The 15677-nt window shown below is 56.0% G+C and carries 17 protein-coding genes; 7 read left to right on the top strand and 10 right to left on the bottom strand.

The window, feature by feature from the left end:
• Positions 1–106: 106 nt before the first annotated feature.
• The 10 genes from LNA76_RS14450 to LNA76_RS14405 form a co-directional block, all read right to left on the bottom strand.
• On the bottom strand, positions 107–1192 hold the full coding sequence (locus LNA76_RS14450; RefSeq protein WP_094197863.1) for a septal ring lytic transglycosylase RlpA family protein: 1086 nt from the start codon (positions 1190–1192) through the stop codon (positions 107–109).
• Positions 1189–2064: an RNase adapter RapZ gene (gene rapZ, locus LNA76_RS14445; protein ID WP_230019315.1), complete on the bottom strand. Its 876-nt coding sequence runs from the start codon at positions 2062–2064 to the stop codon at positions 1189–1191. Before rapZ ends, LNA76_RS14450 begins: the two co-directional genes overlap by 4 nt.
• A gap of 98 nt (positions 2065–2162) precedes the next feature.
• A complete protein-coding gene (gene hprK, locus LNA76_RS14440) occupies positions 2163–3089 on the bottom strand; it encodes an HPr(Ser) kinase/phosphatase (RefSeq protein ID WP_094197861.1) in 927 nt (308 codons plus the stop codon).
• Entirely contained in the window at positions 3061–3561 is a 501-nt protein-coding gene (locus tag LNA76_RS14435) for a PTS sugar transporter subunit IIA (protein WP_162496918.1), read from the bottom strand. Before LNA76_RS14435 ends, hprK begins: the two co-directional genes overlap by 29 nt.
• Before the next feature lie 151 nt (positions 3562–3712).
• Positions 3713–4039: a ribosome hibernation-promoting factor, HPF/YfiA family gene (gene hpf, locus LNA76_RS14430; RefSeq protein WP_009458652.1), complete on the bottom strand. Its 327-nt coding sequence runs from the start codon at positions 4037–4039 to the stop codon at positions 3713–3715.
• 189 nt (positions 4040–4228) lie between these two features.
• The gene (lptB, locus tag LNA76_RS14425) at positions 4229–5020 is read right to left on the bottom strand and encodes an LPS export ABC transporter ATP-binding protein (RefSeq protein ID WP_094197859.1); all 792 of its coding nucleotides are present in this window, start codon (positions 5018–5020) and stop codon (positions 4229–4231) included.
• Positions 5021–5038: 18 nt separating this feature from the next.
• A complete protein-coding gene (gene lptA, locus LNA76_RS14420; RefSeq protein ID WP_094197858.1) occupies positions 5039–5689 on the bottom strand; it encodes a lipopolysaccharide transport periplasmic protein LptA in 651 nt (216 codons plus the stop codon).
• Positions 5686–6306: an LPS export ABC transporter periplasmic protein LptC gene (gene lptC / locus LNA76_RS14415; protein ID WP_094197857.1), complete on the bottom strand. Its 621-nt coding sequence runs from the start codon at positions 6304–6306 to the stop codon at positions 5686–5688. The genes lptA and lptC overlap by 4 nt, the downstream gene beginning before the upstream one ends.
• Positions 6307–6308: 2 nt before the next feature.
• Entirely contained in the window at positions 6309–6914 is a 606-nt protein-coding gene (locus tag LNA76_RS14410) for a KdsC family phosphatase (RefSeq protein WP_094197856.1), read from the bottom strand.
• Between the two features lie 2 nt (positions 6915–6916).
• Complete coding sequence (locus LNA76_RS14405; protein ID WP_230019314.1) at positions 6917–7906, bottom strand: KpsF/GutQ family sugar-phosphate isomerase; 990 nt, start codon at positions 7904–7906, stop codon at positions 6917–6919.
• Positions 7907–8063: 157 nt separating this feature from the next.
• Here LNA76_RS14405 and LNA76_RS14400 point away from each other — a divergent pair, with 157 nt between their 5' ends.
• The 7 genes from LNA76_RS14400 (at position 8064) to LNA76_RS14370 (ending at position 15642) form a co-directional block, all read left to right on the top strand.
• Entirely contained in the window at positions 8064–8630 is a 567-nt protein-coding gene (locus LNA76_RS14400; protein WP_108728490.1) for a GbsR/MarR family transcriptional regulator, read from the top strand.
• A complete protein-coding gene (locus LNA76_RS14395; protein WP_108728491.1) occupies positions 8623–10206 on the top strand; it encodes a cytochrome ubiquinol oxidase subunit I in 1584 nt (527 codons plus the stop codon). Before LNA76_RS14400 ends, LNA76_RS14395 begins: the two co-directional genes overlap by 8 nt.
• Positions 10207–10221: 15 nt before the next feature.
• Positions 10222–11373, top strand: a complete 1152-nt coding sequence (cydB, locus tag LNA76_RS14390) for a cytochrome d ubiquinol oxidase subunit II (RefSeq protein WP_108728492.1) — start codon at positions 10222–10224, stop codon at positions 11371–11373.
• 14 nt (positions 11374–11387) lie between these two features.
• On the top strand, positions 11388–11528 hold the full coding sequence (gene cydX, locus LNA76_RS14385) for a cytochrome bd-I oxidase subunit CydX (RefSeq protein WP_108728493.1): 141 nt from the start codon (positions 11388–11390) through the stop codon (positions 11526–11528).
• Complete coding sequence (gene cydD / locus LNA76_RS14380; RefSeq protein WP_230019313.1) at positions 11529–13229, top strand: thiol reductant ABC exporter subunit CydD; 1701 nt, start codon at positions 11529–11531, stop codon at positions 13227–13229.
• Entirely contained in the window at positions 13226–14920 is a 1695-nt protein-coding gene (cydC, locus tag LNA76_RS14375) for a thiol reductant ABC exporter subunit CydC (RefSeq protein WP_230019312.1), read from the top strand. Before cydD ends, cydC begins: the two co-directional genes overlap by 4 nt.
• A 170-nt stretch (positions 14921–15090) precedes the next feature.
• On the top strand, positions 15091–15642 hold the full coding sequence (locus LNA76_RS14370) for an adenine phosphoribosyltransferase (RefSeq protein ID WP_094197849.1): 552 nt from the start codon (positions 15091–15093) through the stop codon (positions 15640–15642).
• Positions 15643–15677: the final 35 nt, after the last annotated feature.

The raw sequence follows: 15677 nt of genomic DNA, 5'->3' as shown, positions 1-15677 counted from the left end.
AACTGGCTATCGTATTTCGTCATGAAAAACACCCCAAAGCGTGGATCAATGTCCAACTTTTGGGCTGCCGTTCATGAAGGGGATGTTGTGGTGGGCTGGGTGTGGCTTAGCGGACGGCGACCGAGGGGCTCAAGCCGGTTTTTTGTTGGATGCGGTAAGCGGCATTGATGGCCTCGGTCCGGTTTTGATACGGACCAATTTGCACGCGGTACAAATCGTTGTGCATCTGAACTTGGGCGTCTCGGTACTCCACTTGCGAAATCTGGCGGTTCAGTTGCTGCGCCAATGCGGCGGCGTTTTCGCGTGCGGAGAAAGCACCGAATTGCAGATAGACTCGGTTCTGACCAGACGGGGCCAGGGGTTTGCTGGCAGTTGTGGGTGAAGACTGCACGATCAGTTGCTGATCGTTCGCATCGCTGCTCCAGCTGGGTGTATCGTCCAGCTCAACAGTCAATTCTTCCGGGGGCAGAGCAGCCAGGGCGTCAGGGGTGGGCTCCAGTGTTTCGGTGATGGTCAGACTGGATTTGGGTGCTGCGGGAGCCGGCGCCGTGCGGGCAGCGGGGGCTTCAACGACATTGACCTGTTCACGACTAAAACTGCCACTACGAATTTCTTCCTGAGTGATGGATTCCACCATCACGGTGCCACTGCCGGGCGCAATTAGATCCAGCTTGGCGGCGGCAACATAGGATAAGTCGATGATGCGGGAGCTGTGGAAGGGCCCGCGGTCGTTAATGCGCACAATCACCGATTTGCCGGTTTTAGGGCGGGTGACACGGGCGTAGCTGGGAATAGGCAAGGTGGGATGTGCCGCTGTCATGGCGTACATATCGTAGGTTTCGCCATTGGCGGTTTTCTTGCCGTGGAACTTGCGCCCGTACCAAGAAGCTGTGCCGGTCTGGGTAAAGGCTTTGTGTGATTTGTGTGGAACAAAGCTTTTGCCGAGCACGGTGTAGGGACGGGTATTGCTGCGGGCGATAGGTTCTATTCGGGGAACGGCGTCGGGGGTGGCCTGCAGATTGACGGGTATTCGATCGTGGGGGCCGTCATCTTTGTAATACCCCCCTCCGCGCGGTGCTGAAACCGTAGCCCCTGGTTTGGTTTTGGCGCGCTTTGGGCTGGAGGCGCATCCAGCCAATAGGGCCAAGATGCCCAAGGCTGCACCTAATTTCAGTAAGGTCGGATGGCTCATGGCACGGGATTGATGGGAGGTTGATTGCGATGGCGTACCAGCAAAGGGGCGTAATCAGCAAAGCGCAGCGCCAGTTGTTCAGTAACGTACACGGAGCGATGTTGCCCGCCCGTGCAGCCAATGGCGACCGTCAGGTAATTGCGGGTGTCTTGCATATACAAAGGCAACCAGCGGCGTACAAAGCCCGCAATATCATCCACCATGGTTTCTACAGAGCCGAACTGGGCCAGCCATTTTGCAACTGGCTCATCGCGGCCCGTCATGGGGCGCAGTTCCGGGTCGTAGTGGGGGTTTGGCAGGCAGCGCACGTCGAAAACCAGGTCTGCATCGCCTGGTACGCCACGCTTGTAGGCAAAGGATTCGAAAGTCAACACGACACTGGCGCGATCAGCCTGTACCAGATCGCGTATCCAGGCACGCAACTGACCCGGGGTCAGGTCGGAGGTGTCGATAATGTGGCCCAGTTCACGCAAAGGGGCGGTCATTTCACGTTCGGCTTCAATGCACTCCTGCAAGGAAGGCGAGCGGCCATCCTGACGTAAACGGTCTGTCAGTGGGTGGCGGCGGCGCGACTCTGAGTAACGCTGCATCAGGGTGTGATCGTTGGCGTTCAAAAACAGCACGCGCAGGGCGTAGCCTTCTTCGTTCAGTTTGCTGATAACGTCGGGAAGGATGTCCAGATCACCAGCGCCGCGCACGTCAATGGCAACGGCAAGTCGCTCGAGCCCTTGCTCAGCAGAGCGTTCGACAAATTCGGCCAGAAATCGGGGTGGCAAGTTGTCGATGCACAGATAGCCGGTATCTTCCAGCAGGCGCAAGGCAACTGATTTTCCCGAACCGGATATGCCGGTAATCAATACAACTTTCAGCATCGTGGCAAAGGACTCCGAGTCGTTGTCCGAGGGGCAACGGTTAGGTGAAACAGGACAAAGCCGTCAGGGCCGTTTAATGCTAACAGACCCTTAGGTGCCTAGTCTTCGCGACTATTCATGATAGCCAATGCCTGGCGTTCGATGAAGTCACCCATGGTATCAATGCCGCGGAAGGCGAGGATGGTGTTGCGCACGGCGGCCTCTACCAGCACGGCCAGATTTCGGCCGGCGGCCACTTGAAGCATGACGCGTTTAATATCGACCCCTAGTACTTCCTGGGTCTGGTCTTGAGTAGGCAGACGCTCGAAGCTGTCGGGGTTGGAACGAACCAGGTGCACAATTAGTTTAAGCTTCATTCTACGACGAACGGAGGTTTCGCCGAAAATGGTGCGAATGTCCAGCAAACCCAAGCCACGTACCTCTAGCAGGTTTTGCAGCAGGGGTGGGCATTGTCCGTCGATCATGTTGGGTGCGGTGCGTGAGAGCTCAACCGCATCGTCTGCGACCAGCCCGTGGCCGCGGGAGATCAGCTCCAGCGCTAATTCGCTTTTGCCCAGACCGGACTCGCCAGTGATCAGTACCCCCAGACCCAGGACATCCATGAACACGCCGTGCATGGTGATTTTGGGGGCCAGACGTTTGCCTAGATAGATGCGTAGCAGATCAATCAGCTGCGCCGCATCGATAGGGGTGTAGAGTAGCGGGATCCCTTGATCTTCACAAAACTGGATCAAGTCATCGGGTGCAACGGCATCGTTGGCAATGAACAGGGCGGGAACCCCACCTTGCCTGAGATCATCCAGATGATGCAGGCGACGCTTGATATCAAAGCGGTGGTAGAAAGAGAGTTCTTCAGGGCCGAAAACTTGAATGCGGCCAGGGTGGATCAAGTTCAAGTGACCGACCAGGTCTGCCGCAGAGGCGCCAAGATCGGGGATAGGGCGTTGAGCAGCGTGTTTTCCGGCTGCCCAGCTTACCTCGAGCTTGTCGTTATTGTCATTGACCAGTTCTTGAACTGTCAGCATCGGGATGTTCCGCGTTGAGATCAGGGGTCTGGGTCAGGATCTGATGAATTTGAACAGGGTCCGTTTCCTGAGCAAGCGCCTGGCGGATGTCCTGATCGGCCATCAAACGGGCGATCTCGGCCAGCAGGTCCAGGTGGATTTGAGTCGCCGTTTCGGGAACCAGCAAAAAGAATAGCAGGCTGGCGGTACGGCCGTCGCTGGCGTCAAAGCGTACCGGCTCGGCCAAGCGCATGAAAACGGCACAAGGCTCTTTCAGGTCCTTGATGCGACCATGCGGGACGGCGACATCGTGGCCAAGCGCTGTGGAGCCCAGACGCTCACGCGCGATCAGGCTATGGAAAACGGCTGTCCGAGCAATGCCGTGATGGTTCTCGAAAATCAATCCGGCTTGTTCAAAAGCGCGCTTCTTGCTGGTAACAGCAAGATCCAGAACCACGTTGGACAAAGGCAAAATACGCGACAAGAGATTCATGACGGCCATTATAGGGGGGAATGTTTTTTAGCTAAACTTTTTTTGGATGGCTAACAACAGGCGGACACTGTGCCAAGAAACACAAAACCCCGAACTTTTGAAAGTACGGGGTTTGTTGGCAGGTTATCCCTGCTGTAACAGTTCGGCCAGATCAGGCTGCCGGAACTTCGAGCCGCTTGGCGGGCTCATGCGCATGGCTGTTTGCCTTTTCCTTGTATTTCAGAATCTGGCGGTCGATTTTATCGGCCAGCAGATCGATAGCAGCATACAAGTTTTCGTCTGAAGAGGCGCAGTGTATATCTTTGCCGGGAACGCGGACGGTTACTTCGGCATTGTGCTTCAGACGTTCAATGGAAAGCATAACCTGCGAGTCAACTACGTTATCGAAATGTTTTTCAATTCGACCAATTTTGCTTTTGACGTAGTCGCGAATGGCAGGAGTTATGTCAAGATTACGGCCAGTGATATTAAGGCTCATATAGGCTCTCCGTAGTAGTCAAACAACGTGTTCAAGAAGGGGAAGGTTGATCGTCTTTAGCCTCCTTACTACTGATCCTGGATATTCCAGTATACCTATATGTGGGTCAGATAACATGACCTGAATCAATCTGTGATGTGCTGGATAACCCTTGTTTTGATTGGCCCCGTTACAGGGCCAAAAATCGGCTTACATTCGGAAGTTCGATCCCAGATAAACCTTGCGCACGGCTTCGTTGTCGATGATCTCGGATGGGTGCCCGCTTGTCAGTACTGTGCCTTCGCTGATGATGTAGGCGCGGTCGCAGATGCCCAAGGTTTCGCGCACGTTATGGTCGGTAATCAGCACGCCGATATTGCGACCTTTTAGAAACTGCACAATGCGCTGAATTTCGATCACGGCGATCGGGTCCACCCCGGCAAAAGGTTCGTCTAGCAGAATAAAACGGGGGTTGCTGGCGAGCGCGCGGGCAATTTCTACGCGGCGGCGCTCGCCACCAGACAGGGATAGGGCGGTATTTTGTCGGATGTGTGCAATTTGCAGTTCGCTAATCAGGGTTTCCAGGCGCTCGTTGATATCGTTCTTGCTGATGCTGCGACCGTTATCGTCCAGTTGCAGCTCCAGCACGGCGCGGATGTTTTCTTCGACCGTCAGGCGGCGAAAGACGGAGGCATCCTGAGGCAGATAGGACAGGCCCAGCCTTGCCCGCTTGTGCATGGGCATGGCGGTAATGGGCGTGCCATCAATTTCAATGCGACCTGCATCGGCGGGCACAATGCCCACAATCATATAGAAGCTGGTGGTTTTGCCAGCCCCGTTCGGGCCTAGCAGGCCGACGACTTCACCACTTTCCACGTTCAGAGAAACATCCTGCACGACCGTACGTTTGCCGTAGGTTTTGCGCAGGCCCTGTGCAATCAGGCTGCCTTTGGTTGAGTGGCTGGCGCGGGTAGGGGTAGACGGGTTGTTAGGAGCAACCATAATTCAGAGGTGTCCGGACTATTTGCGGGGGGAAGACTTGCGTTGGCATTCGGCCAGAGCAGCGTCGGCATTGGCGCGTGGGCGGGCCACGGAGCGAACCCGGCCATCCCGGGTGGCGGAGTCCGAGCCACCAAAGGCCTGGTACGTGCCATCTTTTTGGCGATAGATAATGCGTTGGCCCTGGACGGAGTCTTGCAACTTGCCGCAAACATAACGGTTGACGACAGCCTTGCCAATCAGTTCGACCTCTTCGGTTTTACCGTTGTAAATAGCTCGGACACCTTCGGCGACCATCAATTCAAATTTGGCCGGGTCTTCCTGTCGAATGGTGACGCGGGCGCGCTCGCTGACCGTGGCCGTGCCATGCTGGAATCCTTCCGCATCTTGCTCGATGGCCAATTGGTCTGCCATTAAGGTCATGGCGCCACGGGTCAGGATGATATTGCCTTTGTAGATCGTCTGCTTGGCAATATCGTCGTAAGTCAGGGTGTCGGACAGCACGGAGGTGTCCGGTTCGGCAGCAGCAGAGGCCGCTGCTTGTGCCAGAGCCGGGGCCGTGGGCAGCAAAGCCAGGGTTACAGTGCTCAGGCACAGGGCCAAAGCACCACGCAAAAGGCTAAAAGAGAGCATGGGCTTGTGGCTCAGGCGGGCGCTGTCAGGCGTGGTCATGGAGGGGAATCCTTAGAGCTATTGGAAGAACGCGCTTTTTGTGTTTGTTGGCCCGAGATTTTAACGTCGGATTCCGACATGACGTTCAATTGACGAACGCGATTATCGTAACGCATCCCGGTACCGCGCATGGTGGACTGGCCGTTGACGACCAATGCAGGTTCGTTGGTGTAGACCACATCCTCTTCAGGCAGGATGATCAGTACTTCGCTGCGCACATCCATGGCCTCGTCCTCGGGTGTGGCCAGGCGGTGGATGTGGGCATTGCCTTTCATCGTGATCACATCACCACCTGCATTCATATGTGCGGTGTCGGAGGTGGCAATGGTCAGCGGCGAGTTCGCTCGGTTGCTGACTGCACGCGGGGAGGTAATGTCGTGCGAGTCGTCATCCGGGTAATGGTAAGCAATCTTGCCGTCCAGCCTGCTGATGGCCATCCCGGTTTGGTCAGAGCTGATCATGGTGAAGTTGCGCGCCCAGGAGTCGGGCTCGTGGGTCACACGGCGCGGCGGATCAATGGCAACCGAGCGTTGGGTGTAGTCGACCGCCCACAATGTTGCCAGCACCAGCATGGCCAGCAACAGCAGGGAAATGACGGTAGGCAGACGGTCACGCATGATTACTGAATGACTCCTGTCGTCTTTAAGGGGCCACCTGTAATAAAGGCGGCAAGGCGGCCCTGGGAGGCCAGGATGGCATCACAACATTCACGCACGGCACCGTGGCCGGCAGGCTGCGTGGCCACCCAGCTGGCAATTTGGCTAATGTAGAAAGGGGCTTCGGGCACACTGGCGGAAAATCCCACGCGTTGCATGGCCGGCAAATCGATCAAATCGTCGCCCATATAACCCATTTCGCTTAACGATAAGCCGTTTTCCTGGGCCAGTTGGGTCAGGATAGCAATCTTGTCACGTACGCCCTGATGGACAAAAGGAATGCCCAGCTCGGCAGCGCGACGTGACACGATACCGCTTTCGCGTCCGGTAATCAGGGCTACATGAATGCCACTTTCCCCCAGCATGCGCAAACCGTGGCCGTCCAGAGCGTGAAAGCTCTTGAATTCCTCGCCGTTAGCGCTGTACCACAGGCGTCCGTCGGTCAGCACACCGTCCACGTCAAATACCATCATGCGCAGCTGACGTAATTGGCTGCGTATGTTCTCGGGCAACTTGGCCAGGATTTGAGCTTCAGCGGGGTGGAGCGGGATGGTGGGCGTATTCATCATGATCAGATTACCTTTGCAGCCAACAGGTCGTGCATGTGCAGAGCTCCCAATAGTAGCCCGTTTGTGTCCAATACCAGCATTTGGCTGATACGCAAGGCATCCATTTGCTCGGCCGCTTCAATGGCCAGGGCGTCGGCAGCAATGCTGCGCGGTTCGCGTGACATGCCTTCGGACACGGGCAGCTTGCGTATGTCGCCCGCGCGTGCAATCAGGCGGCGCAAGTCGCCATCAGTGAACATCCCCACGGGATGGCCTTGCGAGTCAGTGACAATGGTCATGCCCATGCCTTTGCTGGACATTTCTATCAGGGCATCGGGAACCAGGGTCTCGGGGGAAACAATGGGCAATTGTTCGCCGCTGCGCATGATGTCACGCACAAACGTCAGTAATTGACGACCCAGCGCGCCACCGGGGTGGGAACGAGCGAAGTCTTCACGGCTAAAGCCACGTGCTTCCAGGCAGGCAACGGCCAGTGCATCGCCTAATACTAAAGCGGCCGTGGTGCTGGCCGTAGGGGCCAGGTTGAGTGGGCAGGCTTCGTGCTCCACATGTGCGTCCAGATGCAGGTCAGCATTTTGCGCCAGTTCGGATTGGGCGTTGCCGGTAATGGCAATCAGCTTGGCTCCCATGCGACGCAGCACAGTCAGCACCGTGACCAGCTCCTGGGCTTGGCCGGAGTAGGAGATGGCAATCACTACATCCTGCTTGGTAATCATGCCCAAATCACCGTGCAGGGCTTCGGCAGCGTGCATGAAAAAAGCGGGGGTGCCGGTTGAGGCCAGCGTAGCGGCAATCTTGCGTGCCACATGGCCGGACTTGCCGATGCCCGTCACCACCACGCGACCCTGGCAGTGCACCAGCAGCTTGGTGGCTTCTACAAAACTTTGGTCCAGACGTCCGCCCAGCGCTTGTAACGCGCCAACTTCAATGGCGAAGGTGCGTTGTGCTGAAGACAGGATATGTGCAGGATCTAAAAGTGCCGATGTATTCATGGCGAAATTGTAAACGTGAAGTGTGTGCTTGGCATGCAGATTTGCAGGAGGCAAATTGTAAGGCCAGATGCCCTTTGACCAGTGGCAGACAGATTAGTTTAGGGTTAAGATACGTCTTGTATTGTAATTTCAGTAATTACTGAAAATTCAGGAAGCCATGAATTTAGGACCACAGGCAGAGCGTTTTATTCTGCACTTCGGGGAGATGGGCGGGCGCTGGGGGGTCAACCGGACGGTAGGCCAGATCTATGCCTTGCTGTTCATTGCCCCTGAAGCCCTTCACGCCGACGAGATCGCTGAAACGCTCGGCATCTCCCGCTCCAATGTCAGCATGAGCTTGCGCGAATTGCAGTCCTGGCGACTGGTCAACATGACGCACAAGATCGGCGAGCGCCGCGAATACTTTGAATCTCCCAATGATGTTTGGGATATTTTTCGTACTCTGGTGGAAGAAAAGCGCAAGCGCGAGATTGATCCCACATTGACCTTATTGCGAAGTATCCTTATGGAAGCTCCCGTCAATGACGAAGAAGCATACGGGCAGCAACGCATTAATGAAATGCTGGAATTGATCGAGTTGGCTTGTGGTTGGTTTGACGAGGTTCATCACTTACCGCCTGAGACCCTGCAAAATCTGATGCGTTTAGGTAGCAAAGTTCAGAAAGTGCTGGGTTTCGCCGGAAAGATTCGCAAAGCTGATCAAACTGGGGATCGTCATGATTGATCTGGATGTTGTTACCTTATCGCGGTTGCAGTTTGCTTCCACTGCGATGTTTCACTTTTTATTTGTTCCCTTGACGCTAGGCCTGTCTTTTTTGCTGGCCATTATGGAAAGCGTCTATGTCATGACGGGCAAAGCCATCTGGCGCCGCATGACCAAATTCTGGGGCGTGCTCTTTGGCATTAACTTTGCCCTGGGTGTGGCCACCGGGATTGTGATGGAATTTCAGTTCGGCATGAACTGGGCCTATTACAGTCACTATGTAGGCGATATTTTCGGAGCGCCACTTGCCATTGAAGGATTGATGGCTTTTTTCTTGGAAGCAACCTTTGTCGGCCTGTTCTTTTTCGGCTGGGATCGTCTCTCCAAACTGGGACACCTGATCGTTACCTGGCTCGTTGCTATCGGCACCAATCTGTCGGCCTTGTGGATTCTGGTCGCCAATGGCTGGATGCAGAACCCGGTCGGCGCCATCTTCAACCCCCACACGATGCGTATGGAAATGACCGACTTTGCCGAGGTCATTCTCAATCCTGTCGCACAAGCCAAAGTTGTTCATACCGTCAGTGCCGGTTACGTGCTCGGTGCCATGTTCGTCATGGGCATCAGTGCCTGGTACCTGCTGCGTGGTCGCCATATAGATCTGGCCAAGCGCTCGATGACGGTAGCGGCCAGTTTTGGCTTGGCGGCGTCCCTGTCCGTGGTGGTGCTGGGTGATGAAAGCGGTTATCTCACCACTGAACACCAGCAAATGAAGATTGCGGCCATGGAGTCCATGTGGGAAACCGAGGAAGCGCCGGCCAGTTTCAATCTCCTGGCCTGGCCTGATCAGGAAGCCCGTGAGAACCGCTTTGCCGTGGAAATTCCGTGGGTGATGGGTTTGATCGGGACGCGCTCAGTCAGCACTCCTATGCTGGGTATCAATGAGCTGGTCGAGCATGCCAAGATCCGTATTGCCAATGGCTTGCGCGCTTATGAGGCTCTGCAGTTAGTTCGCGCTGATGCGGGCAATATCGAAGCTCGCCGCGTCTTTGACAATAACTGGAAAGACCTGGGCTACGCCTTGTTGCTCAAGCGCTATACAGATGACATCACCAAGGCCGATACCGATACCATCGCCCAGGCCGCCTGGGATACGGTGCCGCAGGTTGCGCCTTTGTTCTGGAGCTTCCGCGTCATGGTGGCTTTGGGTCTGTACTTTATCCTGTTCTTTGGGGTGGCCTTTTTCCTGGCGTCGCGTGACCGTCTGCAACGTCACCCGCGCCTGCTCAAAGCGGCGGTCTGGAGCATTCCCCTGCCTTGGATTGCGATTGAGTGTGGCTGGTTTGTGGCCGAATTTGGACGTCAGCCCTGGGCGATTGAAGGTGTCTTGCCGACTTACTACGCAGCTTCTGGCCTGTCCTTTGTAGACCTGATGATCAGTATGACGATCTTCCTGTTGCTCTACGGCACCTTGGCGGTGATTGGTATCAAGGTCATGCTGCATTCAATTCGCAAAGGTCCGGACGAGGCTGGCGAGGCCGCCACACCTTCCGCTTTGTCTTATGGTTCGCGCAACGCTCCGTTGCTGCGCGGTTAAGGAGGGGGAACCATCATGGATAATCTGATTCTTCTCGATTACGACACCTTGCGCATCATCTGGTGGTTGCTGCTGGGCGTTTTGCTGGCTGCCTTTGCCATCATGGACGGGGCTGACCTTGGGGTGGCGATGGTGCTGCCACTGGTTGCTCGCAGTGATGATGAGCGGCGCACGCTGTACAACGTGATCGGCCCGGTCTGGGAAGGTAACCAGGTCTGGTTGATCGTGGCCGGTGGTGTGGCCTTTGCGGCCTGGCCCTTGCTGTATGCCATGGCTTTTTCGGGTTTTTACTTGGCCATGATGCTGCTTTTGGTGGCTTTGATTGTGCGCCCGGTTGCCATCAAGTACCGCAGCAAGCTCAGCTCGTCACGCTGGCGGCGTAACTGGGACGCGGTTTGGACCGCTTCCGGTCTGGTTTGTGCCCTGGTGTTTGGTGTGGCAATTGGTAATGTCATGCTGGGCGTGCCGTTCGGCTTTGATGAAACAACGTTGCGCCCGATGTACGAAGGCAATTTCTTCGGTCTGTTCCAGCCTTTCGCCATCCTGTGCGGGTTGCTCAGCGTCTTGATGTTGGCATTCCAAGGGGCGGTAGTGGTGGCTTGGAAGGGTAGTGATCATGTGGCTCGCCGTGCGCGTGCCTGGGCCAAGCCTTTGGGCTTGCTGTCTATCGTGGCTTTTGCGGTCGGTGGCTGGTGGATTAGCGCCATGAATGGCTACAGCATGCCTTGGCCCGAAGTGGCCCATGCCATGTCCAACCCCATTGGCAAAACGGTTGAAATGGTGGAAGGCGCCTGGTTGGCCAACTACCGGACCTGGCCTGCCTTGTGGGCGGCGCCCATTGTCGGCTTTGCAGGTTTGTTGCTGGGCGCCTTGTTGGCTGGCCGTGGTCGTGGCTTGCTGGCTTTGCTGTTCTCGTCCCTGGCCTTGGCGGGCATTATCCTGACCTTTGGTTTTGCGGTATTTCCTTTCTTGCTGCCTTCGTCTTTGAACCCCGGCTCCAGCCTGACCTTATTTGATGCCTCGGCCAGTCATCTGACCTTGTGGATCATGTTGCTGGTGACCTTGGTGTTCTTGCCCATCATCGTGCTCTATACCTCCTGGGTGTATAGCGTAATGCGTGGCAAGGTGTCGGTTGCCAGTATGAAAGACTCTTCTCATTCTTACTAAGGAGGCCAGCGCATATGTGGTACTTCTCTTGGATTCTCGGCTTGGGTCTGGCCTGCGCATTTTCCATTCTGAATGCGATGTGGTTCGAGTTGCGTGAGAACACGGCTTTACAGAACGCGACATCTTCCAAAGCTAATGCAGATATCGAGGTTTGATTGACCCCGCAAAGTCCAACGGCGCAACAGTGGCTGGGGCAATTCTCCAGCCGAGCCCGCACGGCTTTGCGGGCCTCTATGCTGGCCCCGGTGCTGGCGGGCGCTTTACTGATCCCCCAGGCCTGGTTGTTGGCAAAGATTGTGCAGGCAATTGTGGTCGATGGTCTGCCTTGGACAGGGCAGCTTTTTTCTATCCTGATGGTGGCCGCACTCTTGCTGCTGCGCGCCGCCATTTCCGCTTTGGGCGAGCGTCGTGCGCAAAAGGTTTCAGAGCAACTGAAACAAGGGCTGCGCTCTGAGTTGTTTGCCCGCTTGTTCCGGAGTACGGTGCCTCGTTTACGGGCCAGCAACAGCGGTGAGCTCTCTACCAGTTTGATCACGCAAATCGAAGCCCTGGATGGCTTTGTGACGCGCTATATTCCTTGCATGGCGGCCGCCGCACTGGTGCCTTTGGCGCTGGTGTTGGCAGTCTTGCCGGTCGATGGCATTGTTTCCTTGATTCTTTTGTTGAGCACGCCTCTGATTCCTTTGTTCATGGCCCTGGTTGGCTGGGGGGCGGAGGCCGCCAGCCGGGAGCAACAACAAACAACCTTGCGCCTGTCCGGCTTTTTTGCCGACCGTCTGCGCGGAATTTTTACCTTGAGCCTAATGGGGCGCGGACAGGACGAGCTGCAGCGTGTGGAGCTGGCTAGTCAGGAGCTACGCACACGCACCATGAAAGTGCTACGCATCGCGTTCTTGTCATCGGCTGTGCTGGAGTTTTTTGCGGCATTGGGTGTGGCTGGGATCGCTGTTTATATCGGTTTGGGTTATCTGGGCTATCTGGGTGAGTCTTTTGCCGGTGTCAGCTTGCAGCAGGGGTTGTTCTGTTTGCTCCTGGCTCCAGAGGCTTACCAGCCCTTGCGCCAATTAGCCGCCAATTATCACGACCGGGCGGCAGCACGTGCCGCTGCGGTAGAGGTCGACAGACTGTGGGCGAACCTGGGACAAGACTTGATTCCTGCTGCTCCCACCAGTGCAGACGTTAAAACTGTTTTTCCGAATTTGCCGGTCTTGGTGCTGCGGCAGCTGCATTTGCCACAGTTGGGCGGGCAGGGGACCTTGTTGGAAGTGCCCGGTCTGCAACTCTATATCAATCAGTCTTACGCGGTGCTGGGGGCCAGTGGTTCGGGCAAGACCAGTTTGCTGGAAAGCCTGATTGGTTTGCGCCCTTTGGCACAGGGCGAAATTCTGCTGCGTAATAGTGATACGGCCGGGCGCCTGCTGACGCGCCATGATGGGGTTGTGCTGATTTCCCAGCAGGCTTTTTTAGCCATGGGTACGATTGCTGACGGCCTGCGTCTGGCTGCCCCACAAGCTAGTGATGATCAGTTGTGGCAAGCCTTGGAACAAGCCTGCGCGGCCGAGTTCGTGCGCGCTTTGCCTGATGGTTTGCAAACAGCTCTGGGTGAGGGTGGATTTGGTCTTTCCGGTGGGCAGATTCAGCGCCTGGCATTGGCCCGCCTGTTTTTGACCGATCCGCATGTGGTTTTGCTGGACGAACCTAGTTCCCGCCTGGATGCGGCGACACGGGATCGCGTTATGCACAATATTCTGCGTTTTTGTCAGGGACGCTGTCTGGTCGTAGCCACGCATGACCAGGAGCTGGCGGCAATGTGCTCGAATCAACTGCACATCGCCCAAGGAGTTCTGACGACATGAAAGCGTGGTTTCGTCTTTTAGGCTCCAGCCTGCGCGCACGACGTGGTGCCGTATTGTTTACGGTTCTGTTGGCGATCAGCACAGTAGCGGCGGGTGTGGGCCTTCTGGGAGTAGCGGGCTGGTTCCTGAGCAGCGCCTTCCTGGCCGCTATGGGTATCGTATTCAACCTGTTCGGTCCTTCGGCCATGATTCGTGGCCTGTCTTTCTGGCGTATCGCCTCACGCTATTTGGAGCGAGTGGTTGGACATGCCCTGACCCTGGATCTGCAGGTACGTATTCGTAGCCTGGTTTTTGGACGATTGAGCCGGTTCAGTCAGTCGCGCCTGGCCCAGTTCCGGGATGGGGAACTGGCTTCAAGCTTGACTTCCGACGTTGCTGTGCTGGATCTGGTCCTTCTGCTGATTTTGGTGCCGCTGACTACTGCTGTCGTGGCAGCTCTGGTATTTAGCGCGGTGCTGCAAACCTGGCTGTCCTGGTGGGCGTGGTTGATTTTGGCCTGCTTGCTAATTGCTGCTTGTCTGATTCCGTATATCTGTGCCCGAGGTGCCAGCCGTGCAGCCCAGCAGGTGCATCAACTGGAGAACCGCCAGCGTGTTCTGGTGCATCAGGCCATCCGCGCCTATGCCGATATTCAGGTGTTTGCAGCTGCGGATGCCGTGCAAGAACAAGTGGACAAGCTTGGCCAGGAACTGGGGCAAGCCCGTTTGCGCAGCAATGGCTGGGGTATTGTCGGGCAGTTTTCCCAGCAGGTCTTGATGGGTGTGGCCCTGATGATCTGCCTGCTGGTAGGAGCACAGCAAGTCAATTTGGAAGCGATGAGCGGCCCCTTATGGGTAGGCTTGGTTTTGGCTCTGTTAGGTTTGTTTGAGATCATGGCCCCCATGATGCGCGGCGCATCTCGCCTGGGAGAGGTGCAGGCGGCCAGCAATCGTTTGCTGACGATTCTGGACGAGCCTGAAGAGACCGCTCAGGAGCAAGCGCAAGCCATTGTGCTGGATAAACCAGCCAGCTTGGAAATCACGGACTTGAGCTTTGCCTATGGTTCGCAGCCGGTGCTGGATCACTTGTCGCTGCAAGTCCAAGCCGGAGAGCATATTGCCATTTTTGGGCCCAGCGGCTCGGGCAAGTCCACCTTGCTGGGTGTGCTGATGCGCTTGTTGCCAGTCTCGGGCCAGCAGTATCTGATAGAGGGTGAAGCGGCCCAGGACTGGAACCGCGCTAGCTGGTTTGATCATTGCGCTTTGCTGGCGCAGGACTCGCCGCTGTTTCTTGGCTCGGTACGCGATAACCTTTTGCTGGCTGAACCGACCGCTTCTGAGCAACAAATCTGGCAGGTTCTTCACGATGCCCAACTGGACAGTGTGGTACGCGATTTACCGCAAGGGCTGGATACCTGGTTGGGTGAAGGGGGGCAGCAGTTGTCCTTGGGGCAACAGCGTCGCCTGTGTCTGGCACGGGTACTTTTGTCACCCGCCCATATCTGGTTTCTGGACGAGCCTACAGCCAGTCTGGATGGCCCGACCAGTCAGGCTTTGATGCAGGATATTCTGGCTGCGGCGCGAGGAAAAACCGTGATTATGGCTACGCATGACACCCGTTTGCTGCCTTTGGTCGATAGCGTTTATCAGTTTGAAGCGGGTCGTTTGCAGCGACAATCCGGCACTCTAGTAAATACTTTAGAGCCAAACTAAAAGGTCGCTTTGGGTCAAGTCTGCAGGGATTCTTCCCCAATCGCGTCGTATTAGTACAACTGACGGGCACAAGCCGGGTAAGCCCTTGTTGCTGCTGCCCAATTGTGTACACTTGCAACGTATCCAAGAGCGCCCTTCGCGTCCGGATTTTTTGTTGTAGAAGCTTTGACATGCAAATTGATCCCACCCAGTACATCCGTCAAATCATTCGCAATGTGCCGGACTGGCCTAAGCCAGGGGTGACTTTCCGCGATATCACCCCGGTTTTGCAAGACCCGCGTTCCTTTCGGGTGTTGATTGACTTATTTGTCTATCGTTACATGGGACAAAAACTGGATCTGGTGGCGGGTGTGGATGCACGCGGCTTTATCGTAGGTTCGGTTCTGGCCTATGAGCTGAACCTGGGTTTTGTGCCAGTGCGTAAAAAGGGCAAGCTGCCTTTCAATACCGTGGCCGAAGAGTATTCCCTGGAATATGGCAATGCCAGCGTCGAGATGCACACCGATTCCGTGCGCCCTGGTCAGCGTGTCTTGCTGATCGACGACCTGATCGCGACCGGTGGTACTTTGCTGGCTGCCGCACGTTTGCTGCAGCGCCTGGGTGCCAATGTGGTGGAAGCTGCTGCGATTATTGATCTGCCCGAGTTGGGTGGTTCTCAAGCCGTTAAGGATTCTGGCCTGTCGGTATACACCGTCTGTAGCTTTAACGAATCTGACCGCTAATTGCTATTAACCGGCGTGTGCCGGTTTGGTTTTTT

Origin of the sequence: Alcaligenes sp. MMA, assembly GCF_020907215.1 — a bacterium.
Taxonomy (GTDB): Bacteria; Pseudomonadota; Gammaproteobacteria; order Burkholderiales; family Burkholderiaceae_B; genus Alcaligenes; species Alcaligenes aquatilis.
Note: the sequence above shows the minus strand (reverse complement) of the source record. Positions and strands in the feature narration are given on the sequence as shown.

Bases quoted from the DNA above. Each gene is read 5' to 3' on its own strand.
- LNA76_RS14450 (WP_094197863.1), bottom strand. From the start codon at position 1,192: ATGAGCCATCCGACCTTACTGAAATTAGGTGCAGCCTTGGGCATCTTG.
- rapZ (WP_230019315.1), bottom strand. From the start codon at position 2,064: ATGCTGAAAGTTGTATTGATTACCGGCATATCCGGTTCGGGAAAATCA.
- hprK (WP_094197861.1), bottom strand. From the start codon at position 3,089: ATGCTGACAGTTCAAGAACTGGTCAATGACAATAACGACAAGCTCGAG.
- LNA76_RS14435 (WP_162496918.1), bottom strand. From the start codon at position 3,561: ATGAATCTCTTGTCGCGTATTTTGCCTTTGTCCAACGTGGTTCTGGAT.
- hpf (WP_009458652.1), bottom strand. From the start codon at position 4,039: ATGAGCCTTAATATCACTGGCCGTAATCTTGACATAACTCCTGCCATT.
- lptB (WP_094197859.1), bottom strand. From the start codon at position 5,020: ATGGTTGCTCCTAACAACCCGTCTACCCCTACCCGCGCCAGCCACTCA.
- lptA (WP_094197858.1), bottom strand. From the start codon at position 5,689: ATGACCACGCCTGACAGCGCCCGCCTGAGCCACAAGCCCATGCTCTCT.
- lptC (WP_094197857.1), bottom strand. From the start codon at position 6,306: ATGCGTGACCGTCTGCCTACCGTCATTTCCCTGCTGTTGCTGGCCATG.
- LNA76_RS14410 (WP_094197856.1), bottom strand. From the start codon at position 6,914: ATGATGAATACGCCCACCATCCCGCTCCACCCCGCTGAAGCTCAAATC.
- LNA76_RS14405 (WP_230019314.1), bottom strand. From the start codon at position 7,906: ATGAATACATCGGCACTTTTAGATCCTGCACATATCCTGTCTTCAGCA.
- LNA76_RS14400 (WP_108728490.1), top strand. From the start codon at position 8,064: ATGAATTTAGGACCACAGGCAGAGCGTTTTATTCTGCACTTCGGGGAG.
- LNA76_RS14395 (WP_108728491.1), top strand. From the start codon at position 8,623: ATGATTGATCTGGATGTTGTTACCTTATCGCGGTTGCAGTTTGCTTCC.
- cydB (WP_108728492.1), top strand. From the start codon at position 10,222: ATGGATAATCTGATTCTTCTCGATTACGACACCTTGCGCATCATCTGG.
- cydX (WP_108728493.1), top strand. From the start codon at position 11,388: ATGTGGTACTTCTCTTGGATTCTCGGCTTGGGTCTGGCCTGCGCATTT.
- cydC (WP_230019312.1), top strand. From the start codon at position 13,226: ATGAAAGCGTGGTTTCGTCTTTTAGGCTCCAGCCTGCGCGCACGACGT.
- LNA76_RS14370 (WP_094197849.1), top strand. From the start codon at position 15,091: ATGCAAATTGATCCCACCCAGTACATCCGTCAAATCATTCGCAATGTG.